The sequence below is a fragment of the Dryocola sp. LX212 genome, assembly GCA_041504365.1.
GTDB lineage: Bacteria > Pseudomonadota > Gammaproteobacteria > Enterobacterales > Enterobacteriaceae > Dryocola.
In genome coordinates this window covers 2,368,349-2,389,169 of the sequence record CP167917.1, presented here as the reverse complement: position 1 = coordinate 2,389,169, position 20,821 = coordinate 2,368,349, and the positions used below count along the sequence as shown (strand labels likewise).

Below are 20,821 nucleotides of genomic sequence, written 5' to 3'. Positions count from 1 at the left end.
TGACACAGGCGAGTAGACAAACTTTCGGAGGTGGCAAATGGCATCCGGGTGGGCAAATGATGATGCAGTGCAGGAACAAATCGACAGTACTTTAGACGACGCTATCGCCCGCGCGCGCAGCGAATTACCAAAAGGTGAAAGCCTGGAATATTGCGAAGAGTGCGGGTCCGCCATCCCACTGGCAAGGCGTAAGGCGATTCCCGGCGTGAGGCTGTGTGTGAAATGCCAGCAGGAAGAAGATGCCAGGAAGGCGACCTTCTCTGGTTACAACCGCCGGGGTTCGAAAGACAGTCAGCTGCGCTAACTTTTCTATCCAGAAACCCTCTCTTTCCCTGTTAATTCAGTGTGATTGCAATCAGGTCTGTTGAATAACTAACGAAGATGGCTAGACTGGCAGCAGAGTTTTTGGCTGGAGAGAAAGCAGTGGATGTAATTAAAGGAGCCGATATACAGGTACCAGACGCCGTGTTTGCCTGGCAGTTGGATGGCTGCGGCGGCGTTAAACCTGTCGAAAATGATACCCTCATTGACAGCGAGCATCCTTGCTGGCTGCACCTGAATTATACCAATCGCGACAGCGCAGAATGGCTGGAAAAAACGCCGTTGCTGCCTAACTACGTGCGTGATGCGCTGTCAGGCGAAAGTCTGCGTCCGCGGGTATCGCGGGTGGGTGAGGGAACGCTCATCACCTTGCGCTGCATCAATGGCAGCACCGATGAGCGTCCGGACCAACTAGTGGCCATGCGGCTGTACATGGACGAACGGCTTATCGTTTCTACCCGGCAGAGGCAGGTACTGGCGCTGGACGACGTGGTAAACGATCTGAACGAAGGCACCGGGCCAACGGACTGTGGCAGCTGGCTGGTGGACGTCTGCGATGCCCTGACCGACCACGCAAGTGAATTTATTGAACAGCTGCACGACAAAATCATCGACCTTGAAGATAACCTGCTCGATCAGCAAATCCCGCCGCGCGGTTTCCTTGCGCTGCTGCGCAAACAACTGATTGTTATGCGTCGCTATATGGCGCCGCAGCGTGACGTCTACGCGCGCCTTTCCAGCGAGCGTCTGCCCTGGATGACCGACGACCATCGCCGTCGTATGCAGGACATCTCGGACCGTCTTGGACGCGGGCTCGATGAAATCGACTCCTGCATTGCCCGCACAGCCATAATGACCGACGAAATCTCGACGGTGATGCAGGAGGCCATGGGCCGCCGTACCTACACCATGTCGCTGATGGCGATGGTTTTTTTGCCCAGCACCTTCCTCACGGGCCTGTTTGGCGTCAACCTTGGCGGCATTCCCGGTGGCGAATGGCACTTTGGCTTCAGCCTGTTCTGTATGATGTTGGTGGTTGTGATAGGGGGTGTTGCCTGGTGGTTACATCGCAGTAAATGGTTGTAAAATTTCAGATTATCTGCTCAAGGCAGGGCAGGAAATGCCGTCTAAATTGAGCGAAGTCAATAAATCACCGGGCGGGGAGGTGCAAACTCTCTCTTGCAGGTGAATGCAACGTCAAGCGATGGGCGTTGCGCTCCATATTGTCTTACTTCCTTTTTTTGAATTACTGCATAGCACAATTGATTCGTACCACGCCGGCTTTGATAGTCGGCTTTTTTTTGTCTGCGATTTATTGACTATGCTTAAGGAGAGTAACCACAGGAGGCAAAGATGAACGAACATCGCGGCATGTTTATGAGTGACCCGGTTCCATCCGACCCGGTACCGATTCCCGATCCCATCCCGAAACCGCAGCCAATACCCGATCCGCCAATTGATCCCGATCCGAAACCGATAATCGACCCGCCACCGCATATGTGAAGCGTTCCCTCTCCAGAACGGAGAGGGATGAAGCATTTATTTGATTTCCAGCACGTCCAGACGCTGCAGCGGGGCATCGCTGTCATCTTCTTCAGGCTGCCAGCCAGCAGGCTGCATCGGGAGTTCTTCACGGTCAAAGGCCAGGTCGCCCCCGTCCACGACTTCAGCGCCGTGCTGCAGGCCTTTAAAGTCGAACAGTTCGGTATCACACAGGTGTGAAGGCACAACGTTCTGCATAGCGCTGAACATTGTCTCAATACGGCCCGGATAGCGTTTATCCCAGTCGCGCAGCATATCGCCAATGACCTGACGCTGCAGGTTCGGCTGCGAGCCGCACAGATTACAAGGAATAATTGGGTATTCGCGAGCAGTGGCAAAACGTTCAATATCCTTCTCACGGCAGTAGGCCAGCGGACGAATAACAATGTGCTTACCGTCGTCGCTCATCAGCTTCGGCGGCATGCCTTTCATTTTTCCGCCGTAGAACATGTTCAGGAACAGCGTCTGCAGGATATCGTCACGGTGGTGGCCAAGTGCGATTTTGGTCGCGCCAAGTTCGGTTGCCGTGCGATACAAAATGCCGCGGCGCAGGCGTGAACACAGCGAGCAGGTTGTTTTCCCTTCCGGGATCTTCTCTTTTACGATGCCGTAAGTATTTTCTTCGACAATCTTGTATTCGACCCCGATGCTCTCAAGGTAGGCGGGCAGGACATGCTCCGGGAAGCCAGGCTGTTTCTGGTCAAGGTTAACCGCGATCAGGCTGAAATTAATCGGCGCACTCTGCTGCAGATTGCGCAGGATTTCCAGCATCGTGTAGCTGTCTTTACCGCCGGAAAGGCAGACCATGATACGGTCGCCTTCTTCAATCATGTTGTAATCCGCGATCGCTTCACCCACGTTACGGCGAAGACGTTTCTGAAGTTTATTGAGGTTGTACTGCTCTTTCTTTTTAACTTGTTGATTATCTTGCATTATTTACTGTCTCTAAAACCAAAAGGGGCATATAAGGGGCAAAGTTTTTTAAAGCGCCAGCCTGGAATTTAGCATCAGCACCTGATCGCCGTTCAGCTCTTCGATCCATGCGCCATAAACCTCATAGACCATTTGTGCATTTTCATGCCCCATCTGATTCGCGATAAATGACGGGTTTGCACCGGCTGACAGAAGCCAGCAGGCAAAAGTATGCCGCGTATGGTACGGATTCCGGCGGCGAATGTCAGCACGTTTTACAGCTGCGTTCCATCGGTCACCGATGCTGGAAACGCTGTAGTAGGCTTTTTGCTCACCTTTACGCATGCGAGGCATGAACACAAAGCGTAGGCGCTGGATTTCAGTTTTACCGTATTCGCGATGATAGAACACGATTCTTGATTTTGGCTGGAGAGCCGTTAATTCCCGCTGGGCTTTCAGCGCTTCCAATGCTGGCGCCAGCAACTTTAGCGTTCTGATCCCTGCGTCGGTTTTCGGCGGCCCGAATGTACCGAGGATTGTCAGGTTGCGGTTCACATGGACAGTACCCTGATTATGTCCGATAGTGTTTTTTGCATGAATACATCAACTCACTGATAATAATGAAAAAAATGCATGAAAGAACATGAAAAAATTTTCGACACCCCCATTAGTACACAACTTGAATTTGTCAATGAAAAGCATGATTACATGCTAACATATTGAAATAGTCCATTATATGACTATGCTTGCTAAGTGATGCCTGTAAAATTCTGTGTAGCACTAAAATGGTGAGGTATTAAAATGGGCAGAGAAAAACGGTTAGATGGTGAGGGTACACGCTACGTTTTTTCTGCTGAAGTCGAAAAGCTTTTGAGCACCGACGAGCAAAGGGATATCCGAAGGGCTTTAGCAGGGCGCAATTTATTTGCCAGGCAATTGAAGAGAAATTACAACGTGATAGCTAATGGGTCGTAAATTAAACCTCCTGACCTGGAAAAAGTTAACCAAGCTCGACATGGAACGATATAATGGCAAAGCTTCCGGATTTAGCGATCTATAATTATATTAACGAACGATAATTTATAGGAAGTGGGTATGTTGAAAATGATAAAAATTATACTGTTCGTTCTTTTTGCCTCGTTCGCACAGCAGGGGTTTGCCACAACTTATGTTTGTTATAATCCATCCGGGGCAACATATTTAACGGTAAACTCCGGTGTGACTCAGGTTACTACAACGGATAACGTTGTTGGTTTTATTAAAGATCCGGCATATAGCTGGTCTTCATTAGGAACGTACGTACTGCATTGCGGATGTAGCGCAGGTTCTGAACATGCGTATTTTTGGGTTTTTACCGCCAGAATGTTGATCCCAGATAGTGGTGATGGCTGGTATTCCGTGAATGATTATCTTGATATTAAACAACGAATTTCAGTATCTGGCCAGCTGAAAGATGTACCTTTCACTAATCTTAATGGGGGAGTGGCATCGGATGATAATCACGTCTGCGGGTATGATCAAACCATGGCAAACACAGCTACAGGCAATAGTGGGAATTTCGCGTTAAGGATAAAAAAACCGTTTATTGGAACGGTTAACCTGGGTGTGATCCCAGTATCTGAACTCTATAGTTGTCTTTCCAATGATGGGCTATGCCCAACGTCAGGAGTTGCACCTGTACAGTATAAAATAACCGGCACTGTTGTTGTACCTCAAAACTGTAGCATCAATGCAGGCACTCAGGTTGTCGTTGATATGGGCAAATTCTATTCCGGTGATTTCAGCACCATCGGTCAAAAACCAGAACGTTACACTCCTAAAACCTTTACGATTCCAATAAAGTGCAATGATATTAGTGCATCAGCCAACCTGACGTTGCGTATTCAGGGGACTGCCTCAGCAGGAGTACCCAGTGCGCTTCAATCCGATAACAGTGATGTAGGCGTTGTGATAACAGATGACAGCGGTACCCCGTTGATTCCTAACGATACCGGTAGCGTTATTCCGTTTACTCTGAATGACGGCTATGAAAGTAATATTACCCTCCATGCTTATCCAGTGGGCACAACGGGTAATACACCAGCGCTCGGACAATTTACTACTCTGGCTTATCTCCGAGTGGATTTCTCCTGATTTTCTGAGACAGATAGTTGTGTTTTTTCGAGCCTCGGCATTTGCCGGGGCTTTTTCATATTTACTCCTGAATACAGGCTCACCCCTCAAAGGAAGTCATTATGTTGCGAGCACTATAATCGCCAGGCGCTGGTGAATGGTGTCCGTTCACCGCATCAAACCCGATATGGGGATTCCCATATCGCTCGTTTTTGGGGGCAAATTTGGGGGCAAAAATGGGACACGCCGGTTCCAGAAGGGGCAAAAAAGGGGCTTTTTCAGAGGTTGTTGGCGGGTATTAGCGGAGCTGTAATAGCATCGCAACTATATGAAAAAAGTACAAAAACAAGTAAAAACAAGCCATTGAAAAAATTAGTGCTTTATCTTGAGGTTGTACTGCTCTTTTTGACTGGTCATGGAGTTTTCGGGCTATAAACCAATACGCGTAACGCGCAATGCTGGCGTGTATGGTACGGATTGGCGAGCCGAATGCCAGCATGATTTGCACGCATGCCGCATTACCGGGTACTCAAAAAGGGGAGCCGGACGTTTTGTGTATGGTTGTGTTTATCAGAGACGCAGTTAGCGGGAGGGAGGGGGCGGCGAGACACTGACCTCTTACATGCTGATTATGAGCGGAAATCCATATCCTGAAACCAGCATCTCACCATAATAAAAAGAGCGCCAACGGACATTGGCGCCTGGGCTTAGTTGCCCTAATAAGAAACTGTCACCTGTAAAGTAACGGGGTGATCATAATTAATTGTGTGGAATTAATCATCGGAAAAGTGATTTATAAATAAATTTTGTTGGTAAATTTTTTACATTTTTGATTAGTGCATAATTGGTAAGGTTAAATTGACTTGTGTATTATTCGCCGCCTGACTTTCCAGTCAGGAAAGCCCGAGCGCACGAATTTTTCTCACGCATTGTTGAGAACGACCTCAGGAAGGGTTATTACCACCACTAGCTCATCGGAATAGCGACAACAGGATGTTGTAGTACGGGGTTCGAGGCTCCGGTGGCGGACCAATTTTTTAGGTTCAATCCTCTCTTATCCACGCTGAACGCTCCAGAGGCAACCTGCCACAATTCGCAAGCAATTAAGCCTACATAAATTCGCACTTAACCATGGCTGTAATGCGATGATTTGAATTAAGTTACTTAAAAATCAATAAGAATATATCCGTGCATTCTTCATGGAGGATGTTTATACATAGTGAACCTGTCACGGAAAAGACAGGAAGACTTCTGGTACTGCTGTGTGTTTACGGGGCCTGATCGATGTCGACAGGCTCCCGGATTTTTCTCTTCTTTTACGCCCTTCACAACCCCTGAAACTACTAACGTAAAGAGACACATTAGCGGCCCCGCCAGGTTGTGCTAGTTTTTTTATGGGTAATCATAAGAGAGTGGGTTAATGAGCCAGGATGAAGAGCGGGTACAGTTAATTGGTTGTGCAATCGGGGCTGCGGTAGTGAATCTCATTGCGGAGGGGCAGGAAATTAACCGCGATAATATCGTTAATGAACTTCAGCGGCAGGGTAAAACGTTTGGCGATGGGGTGGGCAGTATTATCAGCCACGAAGCGGTCGAGATTGTTATGCGAGGAATCTGAGGATTAAATTAATGAGGCCTGCGTGTGAAGGCCTTATTCGCTATTCAGGCTCAGCCGTCGCCGTTTTCGTTACGAACGTCGTGATCGCTTTTACGGTTATTCGGACCTCGCGGATCGCTTCTCTTGTTTTCATTAACGATATAATAGTTTAGTTACATTTCAGGATGGCAGGAAATGTGATCTGGTGCAGAGAAATGACCCCATCACGCGATTCTGCTAGACTACGCGCCAGCCGCTGCGTGCCAGCCCATCTAGTGAGAGTAATACTGTGACATCTTTTTCTACCCTGAACGTCCTGCCTGCGGAACAAATCACCAACCTTAATGAGCTGGGCTATCTCTCCATGACGCCGGTTCAGGCGGCCGCACTGCCCGCTATCCTCGCAGGGAAAGATGTCCGTGCGCAGGCGAAAACCGGCAGCGGCAAAACCGCCGCCTTCGGCCTCGGTCTGCTACAGCACATTGATGCCAGCCAGTTCATCACCCAGTCACTGGTGCTGTGCCCAACGCGCGAACTGGCGGACCAGGTTGCCAAAGAGCTGCGCCGCCTGGCACGTTACATGCCGAATATTAAAATCCTGACGCTGTGCGGCGGCCAGCCGTTTGGCGTCCAGCGTGACTCGCTGATTCACGCCCCGCACGTTATTGTGGCCACGCCAGGCCGCCTGCTGGACCATCTGAAGAAAGAGACGGTCAGGCTGGATGCGCTGCAAACGCTGGTGCTGGACGAGGCGGACCGCATGCTGGATATGGGCTTTGCGGACGCCATTGATGAAGTTATCAGCCATGCGCCCGCGAAGCGCCAGACGCTGCTGTTTTCCGCCACCTGGCCAACCGCTATCGCTGCAATCAGCTCCCGAGTGCAGCGTGAGCCGATGACCATTGAAATCGATTCAGTCGATGAGCTGCCGTCCGTTGAACAACAGTTCTTCGAAATCTCCCGCAGCGGCAAAATTGGCCTGCTGCAAAAGCTGCTCAGCAAGCATCAGCCCGCATCCTGCGTTGTTTTCTGTAATACCAAAAAAGACTGCCAGGCGGTCTGCGATGCGCTGAGCGAAAGCAACCAGAGTGTGCTGGCGCTGCACGGTGATATGGAACAGCGTGACCGCGACCAGACGCTGGTGCGCTTTGCAAACGGCAGCAGCCGCGTACTGGTGGCGACAGACGTTGCTGCGCGCGGGCTGGACATTAAGGCTCTGGAAATGGTCATCAACTACGAGCTGTCCTGGGATCCGGAAGTGCACGTCCACCGTATTGGGCGTACCGCGCGTGCCGGGCAGAGCGGTCTTGCCATCAGCTTCTGTGCCCCTGAAGAAGCCCAGCGGGCAAGCGTTCTGGCAGATATGCTGCATTTGTCCCTGAACTGGCAGCAGCCACCTGGCGGCATCACCATTAAGCCTCTTGAGGCTGAAATGGCGACGTTGTGCATTGACGGCGGCAAGAAAGCGAAAATGCGTCCCGGCGATATTCTTGGTGCGCTGACGGGGGACATGGGGCTGGCTGGAGCCGATATCGGCAAGATAGACGTGCACCCGATTCACGTTTACGTAGCCGTTCGGCAGTCAGTTGCCCGCCACGCCTGGAAGCAGCTGCAACAGGGCAAAATTAAAGGTAAGTCGGTTAAGGTTCGTTTGTTCAAGTAGAGTCGATATTAGCGCCTCTCCCTTGGCAAAAGGGGGTAAATTACGCCGACTCTGCCAACACAAACATCCCGTGGAAAGGGATCTCCATATAATAATTGTCCCCCGACGTCATCCACCGTATCGGCGATGGATGACCCTGCGCGGGGCGGTTTATTCGCTCGGTGCTTTTTCGGCTTTCCCTGCCATCTGGGCAAGGAAGTCGTATCTCTTCTGTAAGTCTTCTGCCGCATCCTTCCACAGCTGCTCGGCCACGTCCGGCTGCTGGGCGTTCAGGCGGCGGAAGCGCTGCTCTTTCATCAGCGTATCGGCCAGCGCGTCCGACGGCGGGCGGGAATCCAGCGCCAGCGGCAGTTTGCCTTCGTCCGCGCGGCGTGGATCGAAGCGGTAGAGCGGCCAGAAGCCTGTTGCGGTTAGCTGGCGCATCTGGTCATGGCTTAGCGCCAGATCGTAACCATGCTCCTCGCACGGGCTGTAGGCGATAATCAGCGACGGGCCCGGATAGGCCTCCGCTTCCTGAATCGCCTTCACCGTCTGGTTCAGCTGCGCGCCAAGCGAGATTTGCGCAACATACACATGCCCGTACATCATCATGCTGACCCCGAGATCCTTCCGCGCCTTGCGCTTGCCGTGCTCACCAAACTTGGTGACCGCACCGAGCGGCGTTGCTTTTGACGCCTGGCCGCCTGTGTTGGAGTAACACTGGGTATCCAGCACCAGAATATTGATGTTTTCAGTCAGGCTCAGCACGTGATCAAGGCCGCCGAAGCCGATGTCATACGCCCAGCCATCCCCACCAATCAGCCAGATAGATTTATCGACCAGCGCGTCGGCATCGGTCAGAAGCTGACGGACATCTGCATCGTCAACGTTGGCCAGATACTGGCGCAGAGCGACAACCTGCTCGCGGCGAACTTCTGGCGTAGCCTCAGCGTGAAGCTGCTCGTTGAGCTCCGCTGGCAGCCGGTCGGCAAATTTTTCCAGCAGGCGCATGACGCGGGCACGGTGTTGATCGACCGTTAACCGGAAGCCGAGGCCAAATTCGGCGTTGTCCTCAAACAGCGAGTTCGCCCAGGCCGGGCCGCGCCCGTTGGCGTCGGTGGTGTACGGTGTGGAGGGAAGGTTGCCGCCATAAATCGATGAGCAGCCGGTGGCGTTGGCAATTAACATACGGTCGCCGTAAAGCTGGGTCAGCAGCTTGATATACGGGGTTTCCCCGCAGCCGGAGCAGGCACCGGAGTACTCAAATAATGGCTGCAGCAGCTGCGAAGTACGGATGTCGATACGCTCCAGGCTGGTACGCTCCATTTCCGGCATGCTGAGGAAGAAATCGTAGTTCTCTTTCTCTTCTTCAACGTGCTCAAGGCGCGACATCATGTTGATGGCCTTGATTTCCGGATTCTGGCGGTCTTTCGCCGGGCAGACTTCCACGCACAGGTTACAGCCGGTGCAGTCCTCAGGCGCGACCTGAAGCACGTATTTCTGGCCTTTCATATCGCGGGACTTCACGTCCAGCGATTGCAGGGCGGCAGGAGCGTGTTCCATAACGTCCGGCTGAACCACCTTCGCGCGAATTGCCGAGTGCGGGCAGGCCGCAACGCAGTGGTTACACTGGGTGCAGATGTCCGGCTTCCAGATGGGGATCTCTTCGGCAATATTGCGTTTTTCCCACTGGGTGGTACCCATCGGCCAGGTCCCGTCCGGCGGCAGGGCGGAAACAGGCAGGGCGTCGCCCAGACCTGCCAGCATGGCCGCCGTAACAGTTTTGACGAAATCCGGTGCCGCATCGGAAACCACCGGCGGGCGCATCGGGCTGGTTTCGTTCACTTCCTGGAGCTGAACCTCCGCCAGGGATTCGCGGGCCAGTGCCAGCGCCTGCCAGTTGCGTTCGACCAGCTCCTGACCTTTGCTGCTGTAGCTTTTGGCAATCGCGCCCTGCAACTCGGCCAGCGCGCTGTCGCCGGGCAGGATGTTAGTCAGATGGAAGAACGCCATCTGCATGACGGTGTTGATACGTGCGCCAAGCTGGCATTCACGGGCAATTTTCGCTGCGTTAACCACGAAGAACCGCGCTTTCTTCTGATTTAGCACCGCCTGCACTTCCTGAGGCAGGCGGTGCCAGACCTCATCCGCGCCGTACGGCGTATTAAGAAGGAAGATACCGCCGGGTTTCAGGCGTTCTGCCATCTGGTACTTGTCGATAAACTGCAGCTGGTGGCAGCCGACAAAGTCGGCCCGATCGATCAGATAGGTGGCGTTAATAGGCTGCTCGCTGACGCGAAGGTGGGAAACAGTCAGACCGCCCGCCTTTTTCGAGTCATAAACGAAATAGCCCTGAGTGAAAAACGGCGTCGAGTTACCGATGATTTTAATGTTGTTCTTGGTTGCTGAGACGCTGCCGTCACTCCCCAGGCCGTAAAACAGCGCTTCCAGCTTCGAACGGGACGGCAGGGTGTTTTCCGGCAGCGGGAGGGAGAGGTTGGTCACGTCGTCGTAAATGCCAACGGTAAAGCGAGGGCGAGGCTTTGCCTGTTTCAGCTCATTAAATACCGCCAGCACGCAGTCCGGGCCAAACTCTTTGGATGAGAGGCCATAGCGCCCGCCAATCACGCGCGGCAGCGTTTCGCGGTCGCCACGGTTAAAGGCTTCAGCAAGGGAAGTCATCACGTCCAGATACAGCGGCTCCGCCAGCGCGCCGGGCTCTTTGGTTCTGTCGAGCACCGCAACGTGACGGGCGGTTTCCGGCAGTACTTCCAGCAGATGGTCCGCAGAGAAAGGACGGAACAGGCGAACTTTAAGGACGCCAACTTTCTCGCCGCCCTGTAAAAGCTCATCAACTACTTCTTCGCAGGTGCCGATTGCGGAACCCATCAGGATAATTACGCGTTCGGCCTGCGGATGGCCGTAATATTCAAACGGGCGATACTGGCGTCCGGTTGCGGCGGCGAAGCTGTCCATCGCCTGCTCTACGTGTTCGTAAACCGCGTTGTACCACGGGTTCGTCGCCTCGCGGGACTGGAAATAGGTGTCCGGGTTTGCAGAGATGCCGCGAATAACCGGGTGATCCGGGTTCAGCGCCCGGGCGCGGTGTTCGTCGATCTCTTTTTGCGGCAGAAGATCCAGAATTGTGCTGTCCGCCAGCGGAGCAATCTTGTTGATCTCGTGCGAGGTGCGGAAGCCGTCGAAGAAGTGAATAAACGGCACGCGGCTTTTCAGCGTCGCAATATGTGAAATCAGCGCGAAGTCCTGTGCTTCCTGGACGCTGCTTGCGCAAAGCATGGCGCAACCAGTCTGGCGAATGGCCATGACATCAGAGTGGTCGCCAAAAATTGACAGCGCGTGGGTCGCCACCGTACGGGCGGCAACGTGCAGTACAAACGGCGTTAACTGCCCGGCCAGCTTGTACAGCGTGGGGATCATCAGCAGTAAACCCTGCGATGACGTAAAGGAAGTGGAGAGGGCGCCAGTTTGCAGCGCGCCGTGCACGGTAGCGATAGCCCCGGCCTCGGACTGCATCTCTACCACGCGGGGAGTGTCACCCCAGACGTTTTTACGGTCATCCCCGGACCAGGCATCCGCCAGCTCGGCCATTGTCGAACTAGGGGTGATCGGGTAAATGGCAATAACCTCACTGGCACGAAACGCCACGGAGGCGACCGCACCATTGCCGTCGATAGTGATCATATGGTTGCTCTCATTGCGCAAAGATAAAAGACCCGCATAACCTCGGCGAGCCGAAGAATAATGCTTTAAGTCTAGCAAAGGGCGGGAAGCGCGATTTTCGCTTTTGTGTGATGGTCATTGGCGGAATGAATAATCCCTACCAGGAATTATCTGGAGTTTTATCCTAAAAGGTGATCGGTATTACAAATGTAGACACTTTTTGTTGCGTGACGCCCTCGACCCAGGCAGGGCTGGCACTTATGATTCATAGGTTTTGCAACGTTCAGGGGAGAAGAGGAATGCGCGCTGCGTTTTTAGCCGGCTGTGCCGCACTGGTGTTATCCACATCGCTGTTAACGGCATGTAGTAGTGAACCACCGCAACAGGCGACGGCTGCCCACGTTCCTCCGGGAATGAGAGCGGCGATGTCAGGTCAAAGTGAGGCGAATTGCGCAATGATTGGCGGGACGCTGAGCGTTGCTCGTCAGCTGGACGGATCGTCTGTCGGCATGTGCGCGATGCCCAACGGCAAACGCTGTAGTGAGAACGCGCTTGCCGCCGGAACCTGTGGGTCTTACTAGCCTTAGTTGACCAGATCGGCCAGCTTATACACTAAGGTGTGCTGGCTGGTTTTCAGCGTCAGCTGCTGTTTCGCTAAATCTACCTTCGCGCCGCTGGTCAGCATGTCGTTAAGCATGTGGTCCAGCTGGTTGAGCTGCGGCTCCACGCACATCATCATGGTCATACCCAGGCCTTTTGAAGACAAAATATTGTCCTCAAGCGTTGCCTGCCCCATAAAGCGGTTACACATCGCGCCGTAGATATGCATATTTTCACCGAAGCTCAGCTCCGGCATACGCTTGATGCCGGTCAGCGGCTTGCCGTCCACGCTTTGCAACACGTAGCGGTGATGCTGAAGATCCTGGGCGGTGACCGTTCCTTTATCACCGGACTGCGCACAGCCCGCCAGCACCATCGTGGCCAGCAGCAGTGAAGCTAATTTTTTCATTTCCTCTCCCTAAGGTATTGATTCCGTCAATGAGTTGGCGCCACTGTGGCAAAAAGCGGGCCGGGTTGCAGTAAGGATAATCTTATTTTTTAACTAATTCTCCTGGGGGATGAGGGCAAGCCTCACCAGACACAGCGCTATCGCTTAACTTTTACTCTCACCCAGCCCTCTCCCTCAATCTGCCTCTTAGTCACAACTCATCCCGGTTATACGTCAGGGGGATCTGTTAACCGGCTGGTTTTCCGTTCACCCGACCGTCTGGCTATCTCTGCTACCGTTGCGAACGGTGAACGTGTCATGGGGAATACGCCATCCCCCTGACGACCCCGGCGCCCGGCAAATAAATCGCCGCTGAAGCGGTAAACTCCGGTTTTTACCCAACATGCAGGGTCGTTCGCGATTCGTTCCAGACGATCGCTCTCTCACGTTGTTCCCGACAACGTGACCCTGCCTGAAGGGCAAAAACCGGAGCGATTTAAGCCGGGAACAGGGTGTCGCTTTAAGCCAGAAATAACATCAGAAATAGCATCGCTTTGAAATCTACAGCGACACTGGAGATGGGACATTCTTGGAAGTTAAAGCGAGGGTGTTGGGTCCGGCTTAAATCGCCTCCTTTTTTGGCTTCATGGCCGGGTCCAGCCGTCGGGAACGGCTGGAGGTTGTGATCGTCGGGAACGAATCGCAACCGACCAGGACAGGGAGCCAAAAATGGAGGTTTACCGCCGCAGGTGGCGATTTGTTGCCGGGAGTCGGGAGCCCAGAGGGTGTGACGGCGAACACCCTCTGGACGTTCACCGGTTCGGCAGCAACATATGCCACCTGACGTAAAGTGAACGGAACCTTCTCGATCTCGCCAGTAACTGTTTCAAAGACCTATATAAGAGACAGCTACCTCGAGGGAGAGAGGAATAAAAAATCGGTCAGTTTACCTGGTTAACGCAAGGTTCACCGTTCACAAGCTGACGCAGGTTCTCCAGCGTGGTCTCGGAGATGCTTGTTAACGCCTCGGCGGTCAGGAAGGCCTGATGCCCGGTGAACAGCACGTTGTGGCAGGCGGACAGGCGGCGAAAAACGTCATCCTGGATCACGTCATTGGACTTATCTTCAAAGAACAGGTCGCGCTCGTTCTCGTACACGTCCATGCCCAGCGCGCCAATCTTCTGGGTTTTCAGCGCTTCAATCGCCGCCTGGGAGTCAATCAGGCCGCCGCGGCTGGTATTAATCACCATCACGCCGTCCTTCATCTGGTCGAACGCGCTGCGGTTCAGCAGATGGTAGTTTTCCGGCGTCAGCGGGCAGTGCAGTGAGATAACCTCCGACTGGGCGAAAAGCGTCGGCAGGTCGACATACTCCACGCCCATCTCCAGCGCCGCCGCGCTTGGGTACGGGTCGAAGGCCAGCAGGCGCATGCCGAAGCCTTTGAGGATGCGCAGCGTCGCCACGCCGATTTTCCCGGTGCCGATGACGCCCGCCGTTTTGCCATACATGGTGAAGCCGGTCAACCCTTCGAGGGAGAAGTTGGCGTCACGGGTACGCTGATAGGCACGGTGAATACGACGGTTCAGACACATCATCATGCCTATAGCGTGCTCGGCCACGGCCTCAGGGGAATATGCAGGAACGCGAACCACCGGCAGACCCAGCTCTTTGGCCGCGTCCAGATCCACGTTATTGAAGCCCGCGCAGCGCAGGGCGATAAACCTTACCCCCTGCTTCTTCAGCTCTTCAAGCACGGGGCGGCTGCCGTCGTCATTGACAAAGATGCAGACGCCGTCGCAGCCGTGGGCCGTTTTGGCGGTTTTCTCAGTTAGCAGGAAGTCATAAAATTCAAGGTCGAAGCCATACTCCTGGTTAACATTCTGCAGATACTTCTTGTCATACTGTTTTGTGCTATACACGGCCAGTTTCATAAGACTTTTCTCCAGATGATTTTAAAGCTAAATTATCATGCTTAAAATTTTCTTACAATTCTTAAAAAAGAGTTTTTGAAGGCCTTTCGCCTCCTTCGAATGCCGCTCATCTAAGCTTAGTCGATGGCGCAGCCTTCACGCCCAATGCGAATCATGCCAGAATGGTGGCATCATCCGGCATAAATTGCCGCTGAATCAGGATATTAACCGCCCATGAAGGGTAAATATAAAGCCATAATTGCGCTGATATTGATACTCATTTTGCTGCCGCTGGCGCTGCTGCAGACCGTCGCCAGCTGGCTGCCGACCCTGGCAGGTGTCTGGCTCCCGCAGGGAACGCGCATCGCGCTGGAAAAAAGCCCCCGGCTGAGCCGCGGCGCAGTTATTATTCCCGATCTTCGTTACCTTGCCGAAGACTGCGAACTGGCGAGCCTAAAAGATGCCACCCTAAGCCATCCTTCCCGCTGGCGGCTGCACGTCAATGAACTGAATATTAATCCTGACTGTATCAGTAAAATCCCCGGGGACAATTCTGACCCGGCAGCGCCGCGTACGCTCGCCGAGTGGCAGTCATTGCTGCCCCGGACGCTGCTGACCATTGATAAAGTGAATGTGGCGCCCTGGCAGCAGTTCGCAGGCGGCTTACGCGTTTCGCTGACGCCCACGCAACAGGAGGTGCATTACTCTGGCCCGCTGCTCACCGTGGACGCAAAGTTAAAAGGGCAATCCCTGGAGCTGGAGCAGTTCAAAGTGCGTGCCTTTGAGGGGATGCAACCTGTAGAGCTGGTGGGCAAATTCACCCTGCCGCTTGTGCCGAATGGCTTACCGGAGCAGGGCTATGTGACCTCCACGCTGCGCATCCCGCAGGAGCCCGAGCTAATTCATGCCGTGCTCGACTGGCACGAGGAGCAAGGATCGCTGACCCTGCGTAAGTCACACGACAGCGAACCGCTGGCCAGATTACCCTGGACCATCAGCAGCAGCATGTTTGAGATCAACGGCGGCCAGTGGCAGTGGCCCTATGAGGGCGTTCCGCTGCGCGGCGGCATCGCGCTGCGGATCGATGACTGGCAGCAAGGGCTGGGCGGTGCCACCTTCAGCGGGCGCATGAACGTGGTCACGCAGGGCCTGGCAGGCAAAGCGAATGCGGTACTGAACATCGGCCCGGGCAAACTCAGCCTGACTAACAGTGCGCTGCCGTTGCAGCTGACCGGCGAGGCGAAACAGGATGCGATGGTCTTCTACGCCGTGCTGCCAGGTGAGCTAAGCGGCGCGCTGACCCACCCGCAGTTGCTGTTCAGGCCAGGTGCGCTGCTGCGTTCACGTGGCCGGGTCATCGACTCGCTGGATATTGACGAAATTCGCTGGCCGCTGGCCGGGGTGCGACTCACCGCGCAGGGCGTGGACGGGCGATTGCAGGCGATTATCCGCGCGCATGAAAATGAAATGGGCAGCGTCGTACTCCACCTGGACGGTAAAGCGGACAATTTCCTGCCGGACGCAGGGCTGTGGCAATGGCACTACTGGGGCAGCGGGGGCTTTAAGCCCATGAACGCCCGCTGGGACGTGAGCGGCAAAGGGGAGTGGCGCAACAGCAATATTGAACTGACTTCGCTGTCGACCGGGTTCGACAAGCTGCAATACGGCACCATGCAGATGAACACTCCGCGTCTGGTGCTTGAGAAACCCGTTCGCTGGGCGCGTGATAAAGCCCATCCATCGTTCACCGGGGCGCTTTCCCTTGATGCCGGAAGCACAACGTTCACCGGTGGCAGCACGCTCCCCGCATCCACGCTGAAATTTAGCGTGGACGGCGAGGATCCCACTTCGTTCCAGTTTAAAGGCGATCTTCACGCGGGGGCTATTGGCCCTGTACGGGTTATTGGCCGCTGGGACGGCGAGCGCCTGCGCGGTAACGCATGGTGGCCCGAGCAGGCGCTGATGGTTTTTCAGCCGCTTGTTCCGCCGGACTGGAAACTGGAACTGAAGGAGGGCAGCCTTTATGCCCAGGTCGCGTTCTCGGCGGCCAGCGGGCAGGGCTTTGAGGCCGGGGGCCACGGCGTGGTGAAAAAGGGCAGCGTCTGGCTGCCGGACAACCAAATCAACGGCGTTGATTTTGTCATGCCGTTCCGCTTCAGCGACGCAACCTGGCATCTGGGTACCCGTGGTCCGGTGACGCTGCGCATTGGTGAGGTTAAAAACCAGGTCATCGCGCAGAATATTACTGCCGATCTCGAAGGCTGGTATCCGTGGAGCGAGGACAGGCCGCTGGCGCTAAGCGACGTCAGCGTTGACATTCTTGGCGGCAAAATCCTTATGCAGCAGCTGCGCATGCCACAGCGCGATGCGGCGCTGCTGCGCTTACAAAATATCTCGTCAAGCCAGCTGGTGTCCGCCGTCAATCCTAAGCAGTTCACCCTGTCTGGGCCAATAAGCGGCGCGCTGCCGCTGTGGCTGAACCATCCGCAGTGGATAATCAAAGACGGCTGGCTGACCAATCCCGGCGCGCTGACCTTCCGCATGGACAAAGACATGGCGGACGCCATCGTTGCCAACAATATGGCGGCGGGAGCGGCAATAAACTGGCTGAGGTATATGGAGATTTCGCGCTCGTGGACCAGAATCAACTTAGACAACCTGGGCGAGGTGACGATGAGCGCAAGCGTTACCGGTATCAGCCACGTTGAGGACAAGAAAAATACCGTGCATCTCAACTATACCCATCAGGAAAATCTTTTTACGCTCTGGCGCAGCCTGCGCTTCGGCGACAATTTACAAACCTGGCTGGAAGAGAACGCCGCGATCCCGCGGGCGCGCTGCCAGAAACCCGGTGAAGCATGTGAGGATACACAATGAGATTTTACACTGCCGCAGGGCTGGCTGCCGGGGCAACACTGCTTGTGGGATGTACGCCGCGCATTGAAGTGGCGGCGCCGAAAGAGCCTATCACCATCAACATGAACGTGAAGATCGAGCATGAGATCCACATCAAAGTCGATAAAGACGTGGAAACCCTGCTGAAAAGCCGCAGCGATCTGTTTTGATGAGGGCTAAGACATGAAAACGACACTTAAAGCCGCGCTGATGTGCACGATGCTGTTCAGCCAGCCGCTGCTGGCGGTAACGCTGAATGAAGCGCGGCAGCAGGGGCTGGTCGGCGAAACGCTGAGCGGCTATATCGCACCGATCAAACAGGATAAAGAGACGCTGGCGCTGGTGAACAGCATCAACGAGGCGAGGGCGGCGCACTACCAGCAGCTGGCCGACAGCAATAATATTTCCGTTGATGAAGTGGCGAAGCTGGCCGGGCAGAAGCTGGTGACGCGTGCAGCTCCAGGCGAATATGTGCGTGGCATCAACGGGCAATGGATGAAAAAGTAGCGCCTATTGCCACCTCTTACGGTATTCACCCGGCGACACGCCAAAGCGCAGCTTAAAGGCGGTGGAAAAGTGGCTGTGATCGGTAAAGCCCCAGCTGTAGCCGATCCCCGCAAGTTTTTCGCTGGCGCAGGCGGTGCGTAAGGCCTGGGCGCACAAGTCCAGGCGGCGATTCCTGATGTACTGCGCAACCACCAGGCCTTTATCCGCGAACATGCGGTAGAGGCTGCGCACCGACATTCCCGCCTCGCCGGCAATCCACCCCGGGCGTAAAGCCTCCGACTGAATATTGTTATCGATCAGCGCCATGACCCGCGCGAGCTGCCTTTCTTTTTTAGAGACAGTGGCATCCCGTATCTGCAGCACCGGCCGCAGCAGGCAGATTATCGCTTCCAGCGCGGCCTCACTTTCGCAGGCGTTAAGATCCGGACTCTGCATGCTTTCATGCAGCAGACGCTGGCTCAGCTGAACCACGGGCATCTCACCATTCAGGCGCCTTGCGCAGGGGATATCGCCGCTGCGCAGGTTCTGTTCAACCAGATGGCGCGGCACCAGCAGCGAAACCTGCCTGGCGCGCTGTGAATAGATGAAACTGCTGGGGCGGGAGGCGTCGATGAGCGTAATATCCCCCCGGCGCATCACGGCCTGGCTGCCGCCTTGTTCCATCACCGCTTCCCCCTCCAGCTGGAAAACCGTATAGAACCAGGCGTCGTTGCTGCGGCTGACCTCATGCTGGGTACGGAACAGCCGTGCATGGGCGATATCTACCACGCTCAGCTTCATGTCATTGGCATGGTGTTCCTCAAGCGTACCGCGGAAACCCTCATCCAGCAGCTGCCCGGCAAAATGCCCGCAGGCCCGGTTGATGTGCCCCAGCCAGCTCTCAAAACGTTCTTTATTTTCCGGTACCGCCATTGATCCCCCCACGGCCTGCCAATGTGTTTATCAATACTTACAGGATGCGCGATGCGGTTGAAGCCTTTCGCGTCTGGTATAGGAATTCACTATAGATAAGCGCGGCGCCAAAATGACGGGCAATGTCGCCAAATGCGGAGGCTGTCACAGGGAGCAAAGTCATTGGCAGGAACGTGAAAGGCAATTATGGCGTCTGTGACTAGACTGGAAGCCATAAGCTTTAAGCCATGATAAGGAGAAAATATGTCCGCTCAAACAGTTGCCACTCTGGGATCCGTACAGCGTTTTCTGACGAGAAACCACGGGCTTTATATTGACGGAAGCTGGCAGGAGTCGACAAGCGACGCGCGGCTAAAGGTTTTTAACCCAGCTGATGGCCTGCAAATCGCCACCAGCGCGGACGCCAGCGAGCGGGACGTAGATAAAGCCGTAACGTCGGCCTGGCGAGCTTTTACCAGCGGCGTGTGGGCCAATATGCTGCCTGCCGGGCGTGAAAAAATCCTCCTGCGCTTTGCGGATCTGCTCGAAGAAAACGCCGAAGAAATGGCGCAACTGGAAACGCTGGAACAGGGGAAATCCATCAATATTTCCCGTGCTTTCGAGGTGGGCTGTGCGCTGAACTGGATGCGCTACACCGCCGGGTTGACGACTAAAATCAGTGGCCGCACGCTGGATGTTTCCATCCCGATGCCTGAAGGGGCGCGCTACCAGGCGTGGACCCGTAAAGAGCCGGTCGGCGTTGTGGCGGGCATTGTGCCCTGGAACTTCCCGCTGCTGATCGGCATGTGGAAAGTTATGCCCGCGTTGGCCGCAGGCTGCTCCATCGTGGTGAAACCCTCCGAAACCACGCCGCTGACTTTGTTACGCATGGCAGAGCTGGCCAGCGAAGCGGGCGTTCCTGATGGGGTATTCAACGTAGTAACGGGCTCGGGAGCGGGTTGTGGACGGGCGCTGACGGAGCATCCCCTGATTGCTAAGGTCAGTTTTACCGGCTCGACCGCGACGGGCAAAGGCATCGCGCGGGCAGCGGCAGACCGCTTAACTCGCGTCACGCTGGAGCTGGGCGGTAAGAACCCGGCCATTGTGCTGAAGGATGCCGATCCGGCAATGGTTATTGAAGGGCTGATGGCGGGCAGCTTCCTCAACCAGGGGCAGGTCTGCGCCGCCAGCTCGCGCATCTATATTGAATCTCCGCTGTTCGATTCGCTGGTCGGCGACTTTGAGCTGGCGGTAAAATCTCTTTCCGTAGGTGCGGGCATGGATACGGCCACGCACATCAATCCGCTGGTCTCGAAAGGGCATCAGCAAAAAGTGGCCGATTACCTGATTGACGCCCAGCAGCATAATGCGGAGCTGATAACCGGCAACGCTGGCCCGAAAAACGGGGGATATTACGTTCCGCCGACGCTGGTGGTTAACCCGTCCGCCGAACTGCGGCTGAACCAGGAAGAGGTGTTTGGCCCGGTGGTAAATCTGGTGCGCGTCAGCGATGCGGAAGAGGCGTTGCGGCTGGCGAACGACACTGAATACGGCCTGACGGCGAGTCTGTGGACCAGCAACCTGCAGGCGGCGATGAGCTACACTTCGCGCATTCAGGCAGGCACCGTCTGGGTTAACAGCCATACGCTGATCGACGCCAACATGCCGTTTGGCGGCATGAAACAGTCAGGTACGGGCAGAGATTTCGGCCCGGACTGGCTGGAAGCCTACACGGAAACAAAATCTATCTGCGTGCGTTATTAATCGGCATCTGGCACCTGCCTGGTCGACCCGCGTCGATTTGGCAGGTATATTTCGCTGGG

The 20,821-nt window shown here is 54.8% G+C and carries 17 protein-coding genes and 1 pseudogene; 12 read left to right on the top strand and 6 right to left on the bottom strand.

What is annotated here, in order from left to right:
- Positions 1–37: 37 nt before the first annotated feature.
- The 3 genes from ACA108_11415 (at position 38) to ACA108_11405 (ending at position 1,824) form a co-directional block, all read left to right on the top strand.
- Positions 38–304, top strand: coding sequence for a DksA/TraR family C4-type zinc finger protein (locus ACA108_11415; GenBank protein XEX94034.1), 267 nt, complete (start codon positions 38–40; stop codon positions 302–304).
- Positions 305–423: 119 nt separating this feature from the next.
- Entirely contained in the window at positions 424–1,407 is a 984-nt protein-coding gene (zntB, locus tag ACA108_11410; GenBank protein XEX94033.1) for a zinc transporter ZntB, read from the top strand.
- Between the two features lie 267 nt (positions 1,408–1,674).
- A complete protein-coding gene (locus tag ACA108_11405; protein XEX94032.1) occupies positions 1,675–1,824 on the top strand; it encodes a hypothetical protein in 150 nt (49 codons plus the stop codon).
- Positions 1,825–1,860: 36 nt separating this feature from the next.
- Here the strand turns inward: ACA108_11405 and ttcA are convergent, their stop codons facing one another.
- Both ttcA and ACA108_11395 read right to left on the bottom strand, forming a co-directional pair.
- Positions 1,861–2,796 (bottom strand): tRNA 2-thiocytidine(32) synthetase TtcA, encoded by a 936-nt coding sequence (gene ttcA, locus ACA108_11400; protein XEX94031.1) that lies wholly within the window; start codon positions 2,794–2,796, stop codon positions 1,861–1,863.
- 48 nt (positions 2,797–2,844) lie between these two features.
- Positions 2,845–3,345 (bottom strand): annotated as a pseudogene (locus ACA108_11395) (tyrosine-type recombinase/integrase).
- A 525-nt stretch (positions 3,346–3,870) separates the two neighbouring features.
- Between ACA108_11395 and ACA108_11390 the strand changes: the two are divergent.
- From ACA108_11390 to dbpA, 4 genes are all read left to right on the top strand, one after another.
- The gene (locus ACA108_11390; protein XEX94030.1) at positions 3,871–4,908 is read left to right on the top strand and encodes a fimbrial protein; all 1,038 of its coding nucleotides are present in this window, start codon (positions 3,871–3,873) and stop codon (positions 4,906–4,908) included.
- Between the two features lie 132 nt (positions 4,909–5,040).
- Entirely contained in the window at positions 5,041–5,322 is a 282-nt protein-coding gene (locus ACA108_11385) for a hypothetical protein (protein XEX94029.1), read from the top strand.
- 985 nt (positions 5,323–6,307) lie between these two features.
- Positions 6,308–6,505 carry a hypothetical protein gene (locus ACA108_11380; GenBank protein ID XEX94028.1) on the top strand — a complete coding sequence of 66 codons (198 nt, stop codon included), beginning with the start codon at positions 6,308–6,310 and terminating at the stop codon, positions 6,503–6,505.
- A gap of 268 nt (positions 6,506–6,773) precedes the next feature.
- A complete protein-coding gene (dbpA, locus tag ACA108_11375; protein ID XEX94027.1) occupies positions 6,774–8,147 on the top strand; it encodes an ATP-dependent RNA helicase DbpA in 1,374 nt (457 codons plus the stop codon).
- 150 nt (positions 8,148–8,297) lie between these two features.
- On the opposite strand, the gene nifJ is transcribed toward dbpA, so the two are convergent.
- Positions 8,298–11,828 (bottom strand): pyruvate:ferredoxin (flavodoxin) oxidoreductase, encoded by a 3,531-nt coding sequence (gene nifJ / locus ACA108_11370; GenBank protein XEX94026.1) that lies wholly within the window; start codon positions 11,826–11,828, stop codon positions 8,298–8,300.
- A gap of 278 nt (positions 11,829–12,106) precedes the next feature.
- On the opposite strand from nifJ, the gene ACA108_11365 reads away from it, so the two are divergent.
- Positions 12,107–12,388 (top strand): DUF333 domain-containing protein, encoded by a 282-nt coding sequence (locus ACA108_11365; GenBank protein XEX94025.1) that lies wholly within the window; start codon positions 12,107–12,109, stop codon positions 12,386–12,388.
- Positions 12,389–12,390: 2 nt separating this feature from the next.
- Here the strand turns inward: ACA108_11365 and hslJ are convergent, their stop codons facing one another.
- Both hslJ and ACA108_11355 read right to left on the bottom strand, forming a co-directional pair.
- Positions 12,391–12,816 (bottom strand): heat shock protein HslJ, encoded by a 426-nt coding sequence (hslJ, locus tag ACA108_11360; GenBank protein XEX94024.1) that lies wholly within the window; start codon positions 12,814–12,816, stop codon positions 12,391–12,393.
- A gap of 920 nt (positions 12,817–13,736) precedes the next feature.
- Positions 13,737–14,726: a 2-hydroxyacid dehydrogenase gene (locus tag ACA108_11355; protein ID XEX94023.1), complete on the bottom strand. Its 990-nt coding sequence runs from the start codon at positions 14,724–14,726 to the stop codon at positions 13,737–13,739.
- Between the two features lie 213 nt (positions 14,727–14,939).
- Between ACA108_11355 and ACA108_11350 the strand changes: the two genes are divergently transcribed.
- From ACA108_11350 to ACA108_11340, 3 genes are read left to right on the top strand one after another with little or no spacing between them, the layout of a single operon-like run.
- A complete protein-coding gene (locus ACA108_11350; GenBank protein ID XEX94022.1) occupies positions 14,940–17,582 on the top strand; it encodes a YdbH family protein in 2,643 nt (880 codons plus the stop codon).
- On the top strand, positions 17,579–17,770 hold the full coding sequence (locus tag ACA108_11345) for a YnbE family lipoprotein (GenBank protein XEX94021.1): 192 nt from the start codon (positions 17,579–17,581) through the stop codon (positions 17,768–17,770). Before ACA108_11350 ends, ACA108_11345 begins: the two co-directional genes overlap by 4 nt.
- A gap of 13 nt (positions 17,771–17,783) precedes the next feature.
- Entirely contained in the window at positions 17,784–18,107 is a 324-nt protein-coding gene (locus tag ACA108_11340; protein XEX94020.1) for a YdbL family protein, read from the top strand.
- A 3-nt stretch (positions 18,108–18,110) separates the two neighbouring features.
- Here the strand turns inward: ACA108_11340 and feaR are convergent, their stop codons facing one another.
- On the bottom strand, positions 18,111–19,019 hold the full coding sequence (gene feaR, locus ACA108_11335; GenBank protein ID XEX94019.1) for a transcriptional regulator FeaR: 909 nt from the start codon (positions 19,017–19,019) through the stop codon (positions 18,111–18,113).
- Positions 19,020–19,262: 243 nt separating this feature from the next.
- Here feaR and ACA108_11330 point away from each other — a divergent pair, with 243 nt between their 5' ends.
- Entirely contained in the window at positions 19,263–20,762 is a 1,500-nt protein-coding gene (locus ACA108_11330) for an aldehyde dehydrogenase family protein (GenBank protein ID XEX94018.1), read from the top strand.
- The last annotated feature ends 59 nt before the right edge of the window (positions 20,763–20,821 follow it).